The sequence below is a fragment of the Kurthia sp. ISK08 genome (assembly GCF_046159805.1).
GTDB lineage: Bacteria > Bacillota > Bacilli > Bacillales_A > Planococcaceae > Kurthia > Kurthia gibsonii.
On record NZ_JBJXHL010000006.1, the window covers coordinates 147611 to 164665 of the forward strand.

Here is a 17055-nt window from a genome sequence, read left to right on the forward strand (position 1 = left end):
TTCATTCCTTTGGTAATGTAATCGTAAAGCAGCTTCCCACATTCACTGTACTCGTTACTTGAATCGTTCCACCATGTTGCTCAACAATCTCTTTTGCAATCGCTAACCCAAGACCTTCACCACCAGTAGAACGCGCGCGGTCTGTATCAACACGATAAAATCGTCTAAAGATATAAGGTAACTTCTCCTGTTCAATTCCTCTACCTTCATCAATCACTTCAAGCTTTGTGCCATATGCTTTAATCGTAATCTTCGAACTATCGTCACTATAACGAATGGCATTTTGTACGAGATTCATGACAACTTGTTGCATCTTCATAACATCCATCTGTTGTGATTGTGCTGACTGTAGTACATAATTCATCTCACGTTTTTCCCCTAGCACTTCTAAAACAGGCATTAAATCTTCTACTAACTCATTAAAACTAATCATTTCTAACTGTAAGGGTTCTTGGCGATCTAAACGTGATAATTGTAGTAGTCTCTCAATCAAAGCACTCATTCTTTCTGTTTGAAGATGAATTTGCGTAACAGAATCTTCTACTTGTTGTACATTTTCAAAATTCGAACGAAGAAGTACCTCTGTAAAACCACGAATCGATGTAAGTGGCGTTTTTAATTCATGTGACGCATCGGACACGAACTGCTCTAATACTTTCTTCGTCTCCTTCTCTTTTTCAAAGGCTTGTTGTACACGTTGTTGCATCTTTTGAATCGCCTTTTCTAATTGCTCTACCTCAATTGGTGCCTGTTTAACTGATACTGCTTTTCCCATTTGATCGATGGTTAATTCACGCACTTGCTCAGATAATTCATCTAATGGGCGCAATGTACGACGTAAGATTTTCTGATATAGCCAAAAAACAATCGTAAAAATAATCGCAACAACTACTGTATAAATAATTAATTGTGTGAACATAATTTCATTTTCTTCATGTGTTGGGAAAGAAACTTTGAGTGTTTGACCTGCTACTTCTCTTTCGATTGTACGTGATGTGACTTTATCATCGTCATCTCCACGAAATGAACGAATTACTTCTCCATCCCATTCAATGCGAGCATTTAAAAATTGCTTTTCGAGTAACTCACGTGATTCGGGTGTTAATTCACCATTTCTTATGTCTAATTGTTTACTCGCCATTTTCACATTATCTTGTTGTTGGTATTCTACAGAATATTTAAAAATCCCAATTTGTAAAATACCGAGTATCACATATAAAATAGCAAAAATAATCGATGTTCGAACAAGTAATTGTTTTTTCATTCGGTCACATCCAATTTATAACCGAAGCCCCTCAATGTTTGAATCACTTGATGTTCAGGGTCTTGTAGCTTTTGACGAAGCGTTTTTATATACGCTTCAACGACGTTCTCATTCCCGTAATAATCGTACCCCCATACAGCATTCAAAATCGCTTCTTTTGATAGCACTTTGTTTTTATGTTGAATAAAATAGCGTAATAATTTGTACTCGGTACGCGTTAATGTGAGTATCTCTCCTTGATACGTGATTTGTTTTTGTTCATCATCAATTGAAAAAATACCTGTTGGTTGTTCTTCATATTGTGGTGTATTGCGCAGTCGTGCTTGTACACGCGCAATCAGTTCTTCAAAGCTAAATGGTTTTACCATATAATCATCTGCACCTGCATTTAACCCCGTTACACGGTCGGTCACTTCTCCTTTTGCAGAAAGTAAAATAACTTGGCAGTTTATATATTTTTTCAAACTACGACATACTTCATACCCATCCATACCAGGCATCATAATATCAACAATGGCAACATCTGGTTTCCATTTCTCTGCTAATTGAATGCCTGTCACTCCTTCAGAAGCAGTGATTACTTCATATCCTTCAGCTTCAAGCCCCATCTTCAAAAATTGTGTAATACTTTCCTCATCATCAATGGCTAAAATTCGTGTCATATCCCCATTCTCCTTTTTTCAGCTAATTTTCAGCTACCCTTCATTTGAAATACAGCATCCTTTTCTATACTTGGTTTAACAGAAAGGATGATTCGTATGAATGCTAAATGGCTATCATTTCTTATATTTCTTTTACCACTTCCATTAATCTTTTGGCAAATTACAACACAAGATCATGGATTCGCTTTTTGGAACGTTGTCACCGTATCATTCGGTGCAATCGCATATAGTTACCTGTGCTTCATCTTATTCTTAGGTACACGTCCAAGATGGATTAAATATGAAGTAGCACAAAAATTCCATCGTGTTTTACCAATTCTTGCAATCGCAGCGATTCTTCTTCATAGCCAAACAGAAGACTTTGTAAATAATCCACATGGTTTACATGGTGCTGGTGGCTATGGTGAACTATCACAAAATGTATTTCTAATCATGGGTGGATTGAGTATCTTATTCTTAGCAACAAAATGGTTACGTTATACACCTTCTATTGTACAGAAATTCATGAAGATGTTCTCCTTTATCCATTATGACTGGATGAAGTGGGTACATCACTTACAAATCTTCGGGATTATCTTTATGGCTATTCACGTAATTCTAGTGAATATCGCTTACAATACACCGATGACAGCTGTCCCTTATATTGTGTACTTCGGAGTGGCACTTGTATTCTATATCCCATTCCTACTAAAAAAATTCGCAAGACGCAATGCAACCGTAGCATCTGTTACAGCTTTAAGCTCTGTAATGTATGAATTAAAACTACACATGAACAGTAAAAAACATGCACAACTTGGACAAGCAGCATGGATTCGCATCAATGGTATGGAACATCCATTCACGATTGCAGATGTGAATGACGATGAAGTAACCATCATCTTTAAAAAGGTTGGACCATTTACAAAGAAAATGGCACAATTACAATCCGGAGATCGTCTATACATGACGAAGGGTTACGGAAAGCTACCGAAATTTGAAAAACCAACCATTTATATTGCTGGTGGTAGTGGTATTGCTGTAGCGATGAGTTATATTAAAGCTTGGTCTAAAAATCCAACACAACCATTCCATCTTTACTGGTCTGTTCGTAAAAGTGACGAGTTAGTATATGACCGTTATTTCCGTCAATTACAACAAACAATTCCAAAATTTTACTACACACCATACGTAACACAAGAAGGGGTATGTGAGCGATTAACATATAAAGAGTTAGAACAAAATCTTTATTTAGAACAAGCTCAATGCTTCATCTGTGCATCAGCTAAAGCTAGCTTCGCCTTTGAAAGAATGTTACACAAAGTACAAGCAGATGATGTACATGCTGAAAACTTCTAAAACACAAAAAAGGTTTCGACAAATGTCGAAACCTTTTTCTTATTTTGCATCTTTATTTGTATAGTCTATCGTAGAGGGTTCCGTTGCTTTAAAGCCTTCTGGTGTGTAGAAACGTAGTAAATCTCCATTTACAATCTTATCTGAGATACTTAATTTCTCTGACACTTCAGCTTTAATTTTTTCAGCTTCTGGAATTTGATCTTCGCTTAATAATTCCCCCGTTTTATTATCATAATATTTATCATCTACAAAGAAATAGTTAGGAGTAGCGAAACCACCGTTACGGAAAGCTACAATTTCTTTATGATCTTTTGATAATAAGTCTGTACCCAATTGTACATATTTCTGTGTATCAACACCTAAAAGATGTAATAACGTTGGTAAAAGGTCAATTTGACCACCGTATGTGTGATCAACGCCACCTTTCATACCTGGTACATGAATGAATAATGGTACACGTTGTAAATTCGTATTTTCATATGGTGTAATCTCTTTATCCATAATTTGAGCCATCGCTTTGTTATGGTTGCTTGAAATACCATAGTGGTCACCATATAGAACAACCATCGTGTTATCATCTAAGCCATCTTTCTTCATTTGTTGGAAGAATTGTTTCACTGACTCATCTAAATAACGTGCCGTTTGGAAGTAATCGTCTACACTTTGGTCACCTGTTTTTTCTTTGCCAATCGTCACAAGATCTTGATCCATTTTATATGGGAAGTGGTTCCCTACTGTAATCAATTTTGTATAGAATGGTTCAGGTAATTCTTTTAGATATGGTTCAGATTGTTTAAAGAATGGCTTATCTAATAAACCATACTCAGCCATATCTTTTGGTGAGCTTGTATCATAGAAGCTTGCATCATAGAAATGATCGAAACCGAATTGCTTATAAATCACATTACGGTTCCAGAAGCTTCCGTTATTCCCGTGGAATACTGCTGATGTGTAACCTTCACCTTTTAGAATATTCGGTGCAGCTTGGTACGTATTTTGACCTTTTGTAATGTAAGCTGAACCTTGTGGTAAGCCAAATAATGAGTTTTCTAACATGAACTCTGCATCTGATGTCTTTCCTTGCCCTGTTTGGTGGAAGAAGTTATCGAAATACAATGTCTCTTGGTCTTTCATTAACTTGTTTAAGAATGGTGTTACTTCCTCACCATCCACTTTGTAATTTAATAAGAATGTTTGGAACGACTCCAAATGTAAATAGATGACGTTCATATCTTTGGCAGCGCCAAAGTATTCTTTATTCGGTTTTGCATAGTTTGAACGTGTATAGTTCAATACATCCGTAATATCACTACTATCAGCTAGTACACGTTCTGAAGAAGCTTGAACCGTTTCATATGTGTCATACGCTGTGTAGTTATACATACCCAAGTATTTTACGATGTACGTGCGGTCGAAACCACGTGATAATAATTGTGGACGATCAATTTCAGCTAATGCTAAGTTTACAACTGAGAAACCGACTGATACAGCTAAAATTAATGTAGCATTTTTTAGCGTTCCACGTTTTTCATTCACTAACTTATGCGTTTTCTTTGAGAAACGTAAATACATTAATGCAAATACATCAATAAAGAATAGAATGTCATACCATTTTAATAACGATAGTACACTACCACCTAAATCACCAAAGTTTTGTGTTTGCGTTACAGTTGGCAACGTAATAAAATCACTGAAGAAGCGATAATATACAGCATTGGCAAATAATAAAATCGTCATCAATGTGTAGATCACAACAAGTGCAGTTAGTTTTCGTTTGTCTTTCTTAAAGAAGAAAGACAGACCGAGTAGTAACACAACAGCGCCTAGTGGATTAATAACAAGTAAAAATTGTTGCAACACACCTTTAACTTCCAAGTTAAATTGTGTGACTTGTACAATATATGTTTTAATCCATAGCACAAGTACGGCTACTAAATAAATCCCCGTAAAACGATTCATAGACGAGAATTTTTTATCTTTCAACATATTTTTTACACCTACTTCATAAAAATTAAGTTCATTTTCAATAAATCATAAGCTATAACGTTTTTGTTTGTGAAATGTTTCATAAAAGAACACTTAGCTTATTTTACAGTATTTTTCTTTGAAGTTCTAATATAAATAACTTGATTTTTACATTCACTTATTAAGTGTACACAAGTTTGGCGATTTATGTAAACTTTTATAGTCTTATTCTTATCGATTGTAACTTTTATGTAAAGAGGTCATACATCCTATTCTGTTGTTGTTTTATTGTTATTTTCCTTAAAAAAATAGAGGAGCACCAAATAAACACTTACACCTATTAGCATTTCCTTTGTCACAATTGAAATAATAAATGTGACCATACTTCCTTCATTAAAATGTGACGCCTTTGGTAAATATTTTTCTGTTCCGATATGTAAAGTCATTAAATAACTAGTTAACACAATCAATACGTATAAAGTAATACTCCCCAAGATGAGTAGAGGATTTTTTCGTTCGTTCACTTCTAGCCAAATGGCACTAAATAGTAAAAAGAATGGACTCATTACTAAGATAAACAAAGATACCATATCTATATTATAGTATGTACACCCAAGTACAATGCTAACTAAAACAATTTCTAATGCAATATAAAAGTAGAATCTACCACTGATGTTCAGCATCTCTTTCTCCTTAATTTAAACGAATACGTTTTCTATAATGTATTTTAACTATCACTTTATTATTACTTATAAAAAAATAAACATGTATATAACACTACCATTTTAACAAAGTTTGTAACATGGTATAAATTAACCCCACTTCAATAAATTCACGCTATATAAAAATACTTTTATTTCATTTTTATTCCTAAAAGAAAATATGTAATAGAAAGCATTCTAGAATCGATGCTAAAAGACTTAAACTGATTGTTTTTTTATATAAAAAGCCTTATTTTAAATTACTTTTTAAAAATATCTTTTCTTGCTTATTTTTGAGATGAGATAGTGCATATTGAAATTTGAGTAATGAATAGATTGCTTCTACTTTTGCTAAACTTACCTCCCCTTTTATTTAAATAGGTGTAAAATGAATCGAAAAATCGCTAGAATTAGATTCAAGAGAAAACTCAAAAAACCTTGAATAATACCTTCCCAAATCACTTCACGAATTAGATTTTTTACATCTCGAAAAAAATGTCGAATTCGTCCTTCTTTTTTTCGCATAAAATCTTCCTTTTTTAGAGATAGTATAACAAAAAGCAGGTGCAAAAGAATATGCACCTGCTTCACTTAACTATTTGTATTCTTCAAATTGCTTGTCAATTTTAGCTTCTTCTTTTTCATCATAATGATCATATTTTTGAATTTCATGTAATAAACGCTTAAATTCATGAATGACTTTCTTCTCTTCATACCATTCCTTCATGCGATGTGACTTATCATCTTCTTTATTCGCTTTTAACTTTTCAAGTACTTCATCCAATTTCATTAACGTTTCCGCCATTTTATCAATCATTTTGTCCTTTTTCTCTTCATAGTTTGTCATATATAAAACACTCCTTCTAATTTAGTGTGTAAACCCATGTACATGTGGTTCATCATCATCGTGGAATAAGACACGTGCATGATTTAAATCTTCGATACACTGTAAGAAATCTTCTATTAAAGAGTCCGCTAGGTTTTGACCTAAATCGGCTCGACATACAAAACGTTGAATGACAATATCATCTAAATCGGCTGGTAATGGATATGCTGGAACTTGCCACCCCTTCATTTGAAGACGGTCAGCTAATTCATATAAATTCCAAGATACATCGGCATCTTCTTTCAACGTATAACAAACAATGGGCAGATTTTCGCCATCATTATACAATTTAAAGAGTCCTGTCTCTTCAATTGCTTTTGAGATATTCATGGCTGCTTTCTGTGAATGTTTATGAATCTCACGATACCCTTCATATCCTAAACGGTAGAAATTATAGAATTGGCCCACAACTTGACTCGCACTACGAGAGAAGTTAATCGCCATTGTTGGCATATTCCCTCCTAGATAGCTCACATCAAAAATTAATTCTTTTGGTAGATATTCTTGATTTCGCCATAAAATCCAGCCAACACCTGGATATACAAGCCCATATTTATGCCCCGATGTATTAATTGATACAACATTTTTCAATCTGAAATCCCATGCAAGATCAGGATCAACGAATGGTACAAACATTGCACCACTCGCACCGTCTACATGGATAACAAGCTGATGTTCATGTGTTTCGTTGTACTTTTCAACAAGTTGATCGAGCGCCTCAATATCATCAAACTTACCTGTATACGTAATACCTAAGATACCCACAATTCCAATTGTGTACTCATCTACATAATCCATTACCTTATCTAAATTAATACTTAAATGTTCTTCATCCATTGGTACTTCACGCATCTCAATATCCCAATAGACACAGAATTTTTCCCAACATACTTGATAACCTGAAGAAATCACAAGATTTGGTTTTTGTGCATTTAAATCGAGTCCGCGTTCACGTGCAAGATTTCGCCAACGAAACTTCATTGCCATACCGCCAAGCATACAAGCTTCACTTGAACCAACAGTAGACGTTCCCATCACTTCCTCGGTATCCGGTGCATTCCATAAATCAGCTAGTACATTCACACAACTCGTTTCTAAGCGTGCTACTTCTGGATATTCTGATTTATCAATTGCATTTTTCTCCATTGTTTCAGACATTAATTTTGTGACTTCTGGTTCCATATATGTTTGACAAAAAGTCGCTAAGTTTTGTCTTGCATTTCCTTCATCAATTAACTGATCCTTAATTAATTGATAGGCAATATGGGCACTAATTGGTTTTTTACGTAACTTTTTCAAAACAACGTCTTTACCTGATGCTAACGAACCATACAAAGGGCTTGCATCATCTGGTAAGTGTTTTTTCTTCATAAAAGAACCTCCTTTCTAATTCAACTCTTTAAATGCTTCTTCTTTTTGAACTTTAAACATTCTAGGTTCTGTTGATTGTAAAAGCTCATCGGTCATTTGTACTTTAGCAATCTGATAATTCTCATACGATGTGTAGTAATACGTAAGTGACGTGTTACACATCGTTCCGACATATTGAGAAAAATCTTCTCGGTCATCTGCTGTAACAACAATTCCTTTTGGAATACGAACTGTTGAAAGGATATGATAGGCATTCGATACGCCCTCTGTTTCGTTCTCAGCTTGTTTAATATGTTCTTTAAAGAATGCCGCTCGAACGAATCGCTCAGGAGGTGTATAACCACCTGGTAACCCCATCGTTCCCGTTCCCTGTGAGAAAGCTCTTGCTTCATATTCACCAAATTTCACAGGAGGATATTGTTTCGGACGCACATGTAAATAGTTATGCAAATTCGAAAAATGCCATTGAATATTCGGCGTATTTGTCATAACACCTACAGGATTCTCTGTAATTGTTAGATTTTCTGTTAGCGGTTCAATAACAACGCATCTTCCTGTACGATCTGTCACAATCCAATGCAGTGGTGTAATAATGTTAATAAGCGGTGCCGATTTTGCTACAAGATGTACTTGATGTAATTCTTTTTCTAACTCATCAATCGTTGCAAAACGTTCAATTGCCCATGTAATAAATTCATGTGGTGCTAAATTAATTGCTCCTTCCTTACTATCTTCTGCATAATAAGCTTCACCTGGTAAATAAAGTTCAGCCATTGATAAGCCTTTTTCATTTACACCATCGGCAACAGTATAGAGACCTTCAATCTCTGTTCCTGCACCTAGTACGCCATACTTACCAACATACTCTGTTCCATCCACTACTGACTCAAATGAATGTTCTCTTGGTAAATAAACAGGTTGTGTATCGAGTTCAAACGAAAAGTCCATCGTGCGTGATAATAGATACTTACCATCTTTTGTTACAGTAAAAATACTTGTACACATATTTACACATCCTTTACTTGTTTATGTTTCATATAGAAATGGTAAAAAACAAATGGAATTGCAACAGTTATGATAAAGCCTGCAGTCAATGTCAAAATATAAGTGGACCCTTGAGTACCCTTCAATTCACTGGGTATGATGAAGGCTGAGACAATAGCTAAAATCGACAAAATCAAACCACTTGAAGCGACAATTATTTTTGAGATATGACCTCCAGGAACATTATAAGAACGTTCTAATCCTTTGTTTTTTGCTTTTAAAACTAATAAGAAGTAACTAATAAACAACATGACATAGGCAACTAAATAGATAATAACCGTTAAAGAGATTGCGGTTAAAAATGATACATTATTGCCACCACCACCAAAGGTCAAAACAGCTGCCCATACACTTACTAAGAAACCTTGCAAATAAATAAGGGGTACAGGAACTTCATTTTTATTCGTCTTCTTAAAATAAGCTGGCAACAAACCCTTTTGTGCTACAAAATGAAGTCCTTCAGTAGGACTAACAATCCATGAACTTACTTGTGCGAGTACACCAATTGTTAAAAGAATGGCTGCTACTTTTACGAAGATGCCTAGCTCAGGATGTCCTGTTAAAACAAGCGTTTCAAAAGCCTGTACAACTCCTGAATTCAAAGATAACTTGTCACTTGGTACAACCATTGATACAACACTACCACCAATGGTGCTTAGAACAACTCCTGCAATAACGAGATAAATCATAATTTTCGGGTAATTCTTCTTCGGATCATCAAGTTGTTTGATATGCGGTGCAGATGCCTCTACACCCATATATGCCAACATGAAAGATACAAGTGCCGCAAAGTCTGTTTGGTTTTTTGGGAAGAATCCATTCTTTGTAAAGGAACTCGCAATTTCGTGTCCATTATTAAAATATTGAATCGATAAAACGAGTAAAAGAACTACTGGAATAATAATCCCTACGAAAAAACCTACTTTTGCAAGACGTGCTGTTAGTTGCGTTCCTCTAAATTGTAAAAATGTACAAGCCCAGAAAATAAGTAAAACTGCGATAAATTTATAAACCGGATTTTGATTTATAGCATTAAAATCTAATGCATATGCTAATGCACCAATAATGAAGTAAATCATCGTTACAAATCCAACCGTAATTTGAAACCACTGAAAGAAAATAGCCGCAAATCCAAAACGTTCGCCCATCATACGACTAACCCAACTGAATAAACCACCGTCCTGATTTCCTTTTACCGTAGCTAGCTCTGCTGAGCAGAGCGCTACTGGTAAAAACCAAAAAATACCGCAAAGGAGTAAATAAAAGACAAGCATGACACCTGACTCAGCGAATGTTGGATATTCGTACACCGTTATAAATAACGATGCGGTCATCGCAAAGAACCCAAACTTTGATATACTGCGTTTTTGTGTCATTCCATTACTCCCGTCTGTTTAAATATAAGAAAATCTATAGAAGTCCCGAATCTTCTAAAAGTTCTTCAATGAACGTATCTTTAATTTTCTTTAATTCATGCTTTGCCAACATGCCTTCTAAAATTGGAACTTTCATATCGCGAATACCTTTTTTATCATTTAAATAATAAGAGGCGCGCAGCAACATACGAATGTCATATGAAGAAGCGAATACTTCTGGTACGCCACGTTCAATATCTAGGAATGTGTAAACTGCTTCCATCGCTGTACGAACAGAATATTCTGTTGTAAATACCGTATCGCGTTCTGTTTCTGCAAAGTTACCGATGAACGCTAAGTTTTTAGATCCTTTGGGAACAACGAGTGGACGATCACCTAATGCACGTGGCATGAAGTAAGCCGTAATATACGGCATGTAACATGGGACTGTATTACATGAGTTACGTGCTAAATCTTCAATTTCATTCACCGGTACACCCATGTGGTATAACCATTCACATGCAATTTCCATTCCTGTACATTCTGTAATTGGTTTTTTAATATAATTACCAGGTTGGTCTGAAATTAGTGCATATACCCAAACAACTAATTCGTCTTTTGGCTGTGCTTTAAAATGTGGCTGTCGATTTAATGTATAACTCATTTTCCAATTAGAGTCTCTAGCATGAACAATACCGCCTGTTACAACTTTACCTGCATAGGGATCGCGTTTACTAATTCTCTCAATATATGGTGCTACTTTATCATCTAATGTTGTAACGGTTGCTGATACAAACCAACTTGCCTTAGGGATATTTTTGTAGAATTTTTCAGGATATCCAAAGTCCGCATCCTGTGCAGCTAAATTTTTCCACAAGTCCCATCCACCGCTTGTTTTATATGTTGGCGGTGCGGGTTCGTCTTGTGTTCCATATGTTGAACTATCTGTGATTGAACCATTCGTTACAAATACAAGGTCGTCTTCACTTAATTGAACGACTTGCTCTTCACCTTTTACTGTAAGATGAAGTTCTTTTGCAACCTTCTCTAGACCACCTTTACTCATCATCACATTTTTTACTACTGTGTCATATTGGAAATGAACACCTTGTTCTTTTAAATAATTCATTAGCGGTAAAACTAGCGATTCATATTGATTATATTTAGTGAATTTTAATGAGGAGAAATCTGCGAGGGCATCAATATGGTGAATAAAGCGCATGAGGTAGCGACGCATTTCCATTGCAGAGTGCCATTCTTCAAAGGCAAACATTGTGCACCAATACGTCCAGAAGTTTGATTCAAAAAACTCTTTAGAAAAAACATCTGTAATTTTTTTATTTTGTAAGTTTTCTTCTTTTTGAAGGCATAAATGTAAAATCTCTTTAACGGATTTTTCGCTTAGCGTGAGTTGACCGTCTGTTGGATAGCGTTCACCTTTTTTATGAATAATACGGCAATGAGATGAGTTTGGATCATCTTTATTCAACCAGTAGAATTCATCAAGTACAGAAGCATTCTCTACTTCAAGTGAAGGGACAGAGCGAAATAAATCCCATAAACATTCAAAATGCGATTCCATTTCACGACCACCACGAATAACAAATCCAGCGTCAGGACGATCAATGCCATCCAATGAACCTCCTGGTATCGAGAGTTCCTCTAAAATATGAATACGCTCTCCTGGTACTTGACCGTCGCGCACCAAAAATGCTGCGGCTGCTAAAGATGCTAACCCTGAACCAACTAAATAAGCGGATACGCGATCGGCTCTTTCTGGTTTTCTCGGTCGTGCAAATGCTTCATAGTTACCATTACTTCTATACATAGTTGATTCCTCCCAAATTACATGTGTAGTCTTTTGTTAAAAAAACAGTCTACCAACTGCCTCTTCGGGTGACGAACAATCGGGCTAAATTTTATCATTCAAAATCTAACCACTCTACCACAATTCGTTCCCCCTATTTCACAACTTTAACCATTTTTAATCGACTCAATTTTCCATATTTTTTGAAAATCCATACCATAAACTTTTTATAAAAAGCTAGGTTATGTTACGCATCTACTATTTAAAACAACTTTTATAAAATAACAAAAAATTCTTTTTTGATAGAAAATTTCAAATATAGTATTGTTCATTATTTTGAGCGGTGCTATACTGAACCAACAAATATAATCATGATTATAAAATAACTGTGGTTATAAATTACATAATCTAGGAGGCTGAACATGACAAAAGAAATCATTACTAACTTTCCTTATACGTTTGAAACAATCGAAAATACGTGGATTCCACTACAAGATGGAACAAACTTATCAAGCCGCATCTGGTTACCGAATGTACCTGTAGGTGAAAAAGTACCTGCCATTTTAGAATACATTCCTTACCGTAAAACAGATGGAACACGCGCACGTGATGAGCCAATGCATGGCTATTTTGCTGGTAACGGTTACGCAGTTGTTCGTGTAGATATTCGTGGTTCTGGTGAATCGGATGGCTTACTAAAAGATGAGTACTTAAAACTTGAACAAGATGATGCGCTTGAAGTCATCGAATGGATTGCAAATCAGCCTTGGTGTGACGGCAATATCGGCATGATGGGTAAGTCTTGGGGTGGCTTCAACTCATTACAAGTAGCAGCACGACAACCAAAACATTTAAAAGCAATTATTACATTAGGATTTACAGATGATCGCTATAACGATGATATTCACTATAAAGGTGGCTGCTTACTAAACGATAACTTCTGGTGGGGAGCAATCATGCTTGCTTATCAAATGCGTCCACTTGACCCGAATATCGTCGGTGATGAATGGCGTGAAAAATGGTTAGAACGTTTAGAAAATATGCCTTTATGGATGGATCAATGGCTGCAACATCAAACAAAAGATGACTATTGGAAACATGGCTCTGTTAGTGAAAATTATGATGCGATTCAAGTTCCTGTATTTGCACTTGATGGCTTTGAAGACTCTTACACGAATACCGTATTGCGTCTTATGAAAGGGCTTTCAGTTCCGCGTAAAGGTGTCATCGGACCTTGGGCGCACGTCTATCCACATGATGGTGTTCCAGGACCAGCAATGGGCTTCTTACAAGAGGCTGTAAAATGGTGGGATCATTGGTTAAAAGGTAAAGAGACCGATACATTAGACGGTCCAATGGTTGAAGTTTGGATGGAAGAAAGCATGCCACCTTCTGCTTTAAAACCAATCAGTAAAGGTCGCTGGGTTGGGCTAGAAGCATGGCCTTCTCAAGATGTTGAAGAACAAATTTATCATCTGACACAAAAGCAATTAACAACAACTGCTTCAACTAATCACGAAACAGTTCAGCTAAAAACCCCACTAAATCATGGTTTATTATCTGGTGAATGGATGGGTGCTGGTGTATTAGGAGAGACACATTCTGACCAACGTCTTGATGATGGAATGGCAATGGTATTTGAAGGTGACTCACTAGAAGAAGCTTTTGAAATTCTAGGCGATCCGACATTTAAAGTAACACTCTCAAGTGACCAAACACATGCGATGCTATTCGCTCAGCTATCGGATGTTGCACCAGATGGTTCTGTCACAAGAGTATCGTATGGTGTCATGAACTTAACGCACACTAAAAATCATGAAGAAGTTCAACTGTTAACACCAGGGGAAAAATTCGAAGCACAGGTAACACTCGATTGTTGTGCACATACATTTAAAGCAGGTCATAAAGTGCGTCTATCGATTGCGACATCATTCTGGCCGATGTTCTGGCCAATGCCGAAAGATGCAACATTGACAGTCGATTTACACACAGCACAACTTACACTTCCTTTATTCAAAGGAAAAACAACAAATGGACCAAATATGCAGCCGCAAAGCGCATCATTAACACCGACAACGATTTTACAAGAAGGACGTGTTGATCGTTCGATAGCTTACAACATCTTAACGGATACATGGACTTGTATTACTGACGGTGTAGGCGGTGTATTTGGAGAAGGAATTTATCGCTTTGACGATATTGATGTGACAGTAGAACACAATTTAAAACGTGAACTAACATTATCAAATCAAGATCCACTGTCTGCTGCTTATACCATCACACAAAAAATGAAACTTGGTCGTGAAGGCTGGTGGATTAACGGGGATATTCGTGTGACACAAACAGCAGATGCAGAATATTTCTATATTACAGGGGAAATGATTGTCCATGAAAATGATGCACATGCATTTACAAAAATATGGGATACAAAAACGAAACGTATTGGTTTATAACCAATAGAAACAATGGGGTGTTGGGATGGAAGGAAAATTAAAAAGAAACTTACCGACTTTACTGATTTTAATTATTGCAGGGGAAATGATTTATACACTTCCCTACTTCAGAAACTATTACTATGATGTCTTTTTAGAGGCATTTAATCTAACAAATACACAAATGGGGTCACTGGGGAGTGCCTACGGTATTTGTTGTATCATCTCGTATATTTTTGGTGGTTATGTAGCTGACCGATTTAAGACGAAACATCTATTATCATTGTCACTCATTATGACAGGTGCACTTGGTTTTACGCTCTTATTATATCCACCATATCCTGTTCTTCTTGTGATTTACGGCGCTTGGGGTATTACGTCAATTATGACTTTCTGGGTAGCTTTAATCAAAGCGGTTCGTTCATTAGCTGCTTCAAATGAACAAGGTAAAGCTTTCGGATTCTTCGAAGGTGGTCGTGGTCTTGCCAAAGTAATCGAATCTGCGTTAGTCCTTGCGATGTTCGCTTTTGTCGCAAAAAAATTAACAGATAGTATGGCACTAACTTCTGTTATCATCTTCTACTCTGTTATGTGTATCAGTTTAGGATTAATCATTCTATTTATCTACCGCGAACCTGTCAGTAATGCGGCAGTTGAAGCTGGTGAAGCAGCTGACCAAACTAAATTCAAATGGCCTGTTCTATTCAAAATCTTAAAAATGCCAACAACATGGTTAGCAGCAATTTTAATCTTAACGTCTTACTCAATGATTAATAGTTTCTATTACATTACACCATATGCAACAGCGGCATTCGGTGCATCAACTGTTATCGCTGCTGCGCTTGGCTATTTCTCACAATATTGCCGACCAATCGGTAGCTTTAGTTCAGGGATTATCGGTGACCGCATCGGTATTTCGAACATGGTCATTATCGGTTACTGTGTATTGGCAGCTGGCTTAGTTGCACTTATTTTATTACCAGGTAAACCGTCGTTAATTTTATTATTACTCATTTTTATCGCAGTCATTTACATCTCGATGTACGCACTACAAGCAACACACTTTGCAATTCTTGTAGAGGGTGACTATCCTGTAGAAACAACCGGTGCTGTCGCTATGCCACTAATGATTGTTGGTTATAGTGGTGAAGTCTTCATGCCAATCGTTGCAGGTGCGTGTTTAGACCACTTCGGTGGAATCGAAGGATATAAAGTACTCTTTGGTATTCTACTTGGCTTAACGATTTTAGGTTTATTAACAGCTATTGTATGGCAACGTATGACGCGTGTAAAACGTAAAGAAATCGCAGCTGTGAAAAAAGCAACTATCGTAACAAATTAAATCTCTTGAACAAGTGAACGTACATTGTATGCGTCACTTGTTCTTTTCTATGTAAAGACGGATTTCTTTTTCCATTCACACCTTCATTCCAATAGTTTGTTATAATTTACCTAATACATATACGGAAAGGTGACACGTAATGAATAAAAAAGAGATTCAAATGAGTCGTATGTGGAAATACTTTGTAGATGCAACGGCTGACATTATTCAAGAAGAAGGTTTAGAGCACGTAACGATTCGAAAAGTAGCTGATCGCGCTGGCTACAATAGCGCAACGATTTATAATTACTTCTCTGAAATGTCTCACCTGATCTTCTTTGCATCAATGAAATTTTTAAAAGACTATACAGAGGAAGTTGCACAATATATTCAAAAGGGAAAAGATCCTATTGAACAATACCTACTTGCTTGGGAATGCTTCTGTCGTCATTCTTTCAAACAACCACAAATCTTCCATGCAGTATTTATCATGGACTTAACAGATCCACCTGAAAAGCTATTAGAAGATTATTATAAAATTTATCCTGCTGATTTAATTAATATTCCTGAAGAATTACAAAGCATTTTATTCGAACGTAATGTTTCAAAACGTGGACGTTCATTCCTTGAGATTGCTTTAAAAGAAGGGTATATCAAAGAAGAAAATGTTGATGCAATTAATGAATTGACGATTCTAGTATGGCAAGGTATGTTTACAAATATTTTAAACAATCGTAAAAGCTATGATGCTCAAACAGCTGTTGATATTACGATGAATTACATTACAGAAATCGTTCAAAATGCCAATCTGTTTCATTTTAAAGAACCAAAACAAGAAGAATAAACCACCTTCCAATTTTAGTTATAAATGATTATAATGAGGGTGTCTTGTTATAACGAGCTATAAAAGGA

The 17055-nt window shown here is 36.0% G+C and carries 13 protein-coding genes; 4 read left to right on the top strand and 9 right to left on the bottom strand.

Features of this window, described 5'->3' with window-relative positions; translation table 11 throughout:
* Window position 1: 1 nt before the first annotated feature.
* Window positions 2-1264, bottom strand: a complete 1263-nt coding sequence (locus ACKVQX_RS11980; protein WP_409136360.1) for a sensor histidine kinase — start codon at window positions 1262-1264, stop codon at window positions 2-4.
* Window positions 1261-1926: a response regulator transcription factor gene (locus ACKVQX_RS11985; protein ID WP_068450300.1), complete on the bottom strand. Its 666-nt coding sequence runs from the start codon at window positions 1924-1926 to the stop codon at window positions 1261-1263. The genes ACKVQX_RS11980 and ACKVQX_RS11985 overlap by 4 nt, the downstream gene beginning before the upstream one ends.
* 96 nt (window positions 1927-2022) lie before the next feature.
* Here ACKVQX_RS11985 and ACKVQX_RS11990 point away from each other — a divergent pair, with 96 nt between their 5' ends.
* Window positions 2023-3261, top strand: a complete 1239-nt coding sequence (locus tag ACKVQX_RS11990) for an FAD-dependent oxidoreductase (RefSeq protein ID WP_068450298.1) — start codon at window positions 2023-2025, stop codon at window positions 3259-3261.
* A 39-nt stretch (window positions 3262-3300) separates the two neighbouring features.
* Here ACKVQX_RS11990 and ACKVQX_RS11995 read toward each other — a convergent pair whose 3' ends face one another.
* From ACKVQX_RS11995 to ACKVQX_RS12025, 7 genes are all read right to left on the bottom strand, one after another.
* Window positions 3301-5247, bottom strand: a complete 1947-nt coding sequence (locus tag ACKVQX_RS11995) for an LTA synthase family protein (RefSeq protein WP_068450296.1) — start codon at window positions 5245-5247, stop codon at window positions 3301-3303.
* Window positions 5248-5495: 248 nt separating this feature from the next.
* The gene (locus ACKVQX_RS12000) at window positions 5496-5909 is read right to left on the bottom strand and encodes a hypothetical protein (protein ID WP_068450294.1); all 414 of its coding nucleotides are present in this window, start codon (window positions 5907-5909) and stop codon (window positions 5496-5498) included.
* A gap of 613 nt (window positions 5910-6522) precedes the next feature.
* Window positions 6523-6774 (bottom strand): hypothetical protein, encoded by a 252-nt coding sequence (locus ACKVQX_RS12005; protein ID WP_409136361.1) that lies wholly within the window; start codon window positions 6772-6774, stop codon window positions 6523-6525.
* A gap of 21 nt (window positions 6775-6795) precedes the next feature.
* The gene (locus ACKVQX_RS12010) at window positions 6796-8184 is read right to left on the bottom strand and encodes a glutamate decarboxylase (protein ID WP_409136362.1); all 1389 of its coding nucleotides are present in this window, start codon (window positions 8182-8184) and stop codon (window positions 6796-6798) included.
* A 15-nt stretch (window positions 8185-8199) separates the two neighbouring features.
* A complete protein-coding gene (locus ACKVQX_RS12015; RefSeq protein ID WP_068450291.1) occupies window positions 8200-9189 on the bottom strand; it encodes a choloylglycine hydrolase family protein in 990 nt (329 codons plus the stop codon).
* A 2-nt stretch (window positions 9190-9191) separates the two neighbouring features.
* Window positions 9192-10604: an amino acid permease gene (locus ACKVQX_RS12020; protein ID WP_409136363.1), complete on the bottom strand. Its 1413-nt coding sequence runs from the start codon at window positions 10602-10604 to the stop codon at window positions 9192-9194.
* A 34-nt stretch (window positions 10605-10638) separates the two neighbouring features.
* Window positions 10639-12411 carry an oleate hydratase gene (locus ACKVQX_RS12025; RefSeq protein WP_409136364.1) on the bottom strand — a complete coding sequence of 591 codons (1773 nt, stop codon included), beginning with the start codon at window positions 12409-12411 and terminating at the stop codon, window positions 10639-10641.
* Between the two features lie 401 nt (window positions 12412-12812).
* On the opposite strand from ACKVQX_RS12025, the gene ACKVQX_RS12030 reads away from it, so the two are divergent.
* The 3 genes from ACKVQX_RS12030 (at window position 12813) to ACKVQX_RS12040 (ending at window position 16987) form a co-directional block, all read left to right on the top strand.
* A complete protein-coding gene (locus ACKVQX_RS12030) occupies window positions 12813-14843 on the top strand; it encodes a CocE/NonD family hydrolase (protein ID WP_068450288.1) in 2031 nt (676 codons plus the stop codon).
* 25 nt (window positions 14844-14868) lie between these two features.
* Window positions 14869-16164: a nitrate/nitrite transporter gene (locus ACKVQX_RS12035; protein WP_068450287.1), complete on the top strand. Its 1296-nt coding sequence runs from the start codon at window positions 14869-14871 to the stop codon at window positions 16162-16164.
* Window positions 16165-16303: 139 nt separating this feature from the next.
* The gene (locus tag ACKVQX_RS12040) at window positions 16304-16987 is read left to right on the top strand and encodes a TetR/AcrR family transcriptional regulator (protein ID WP_068450286.1); all 684 of its coding nucleotides are present in this window, start codon (window positions 16304-16306) and stop codon (window positions 16985-16987) included.
* Window positions 16988-17055 lie beyond the last annotated feature (68 nt).

Excerpts from the sequence above, each read along its gene's own strand:
- ACKVQX_RS11980 (WP_409136360.1), bottom strand. The coding sequence starts at position 1,264 with ATGAAAAAACAATTACTTGTTCGAACATCGATTATTTTTGCTATTTTA.
- ACKVQX_RS11985 (WP_068450300.1), bottom strand. The coding sequence starts at position 1,926 with ATGACACGAATTTTAGCCATTGATGATGAGGAAAGTATTACACAATTT.
- ACKVQX_RS11990 (WP_068450298.1), top strand. The coding sequence starts at position 2,023 with ATGAATGCTAAATGGCTATCATTTCTTATATTTCTTTTACCACTTCCA.
- ACKVQX_RS11995 (WP_068450296.1), bottom strand. The coding sequence starts at position 5,247 with ATGTTGAAAGATAAAAAATTCTCGTCTATGAATCGTTTTACGGGGATT.
- ACKVQX_RS12000 (WP_068450294.1), bottom strand. The coding sequence starts at position 5,909 with ATGCTGAACATCAGTGGTAGATTCTACTTTTATATTGCATTAGAAATT.
- ACKVQX_RS12005 (WP_409136361.1), bottom strand. The coding sequence starts at position 6,774 with ATGACAAACTATGAAGAGAAAAAGGACAAAATGATTGATAAAATGGCG.
- ACKVQX_RS12010 (WP_409136362.1), bottom strand. The coding sequence starts at position 8,184 with ATGAAGAAAAAACACTTACCAGATGATGCAAGCCCTTTGTATGGTTCG.
- ACKVQX_RS12015 (WP_068450291.1), bottom strand. The coding sequence starts at position 9,189 with ATGTGTACAAGTATTTTTACTGTAACAAAAGATGGTAAGTATCTATTA.
- ACKVQX_RS12020 (WP_409136363.1), bottom strand. The coding sequence starts at position 10,604 with ATGACACAAAAACGCAGTATATCAAAGTTTGGGTTCTTTGCGATGACC.
- ACKVQX_RS12025 (WP_409136364.1), bottom strand. The coding sequence starts at position 12,411 with ATGTATAGAAGTAATGGTAACTATGAAGCATTTGCACGACCGAGAAAA.
- ACKVQX_RS12030 (WP_068450288.1), top strand. The coding sequence starts at position 12,813 with ATGACAAAAGAAATCATTACTAACTTTCCTTATACGTTTGAAACAATC.
- ACKVQX_RS12035 (WP_068450287.1), top strand. The coding sequence starts at position 14,869 with ATGGAAGGAAAATTAAAAAGAAACTTACCGACTTTACTGATTTTAATT.
- ACKVQX_RS12040 (WP_068450286.1), top strand. The coding sequence starts at position 16,304 with ATGAATAAAAAAGAGATTCAAATGAGTCGTATGTGGAAATACTTTGTA.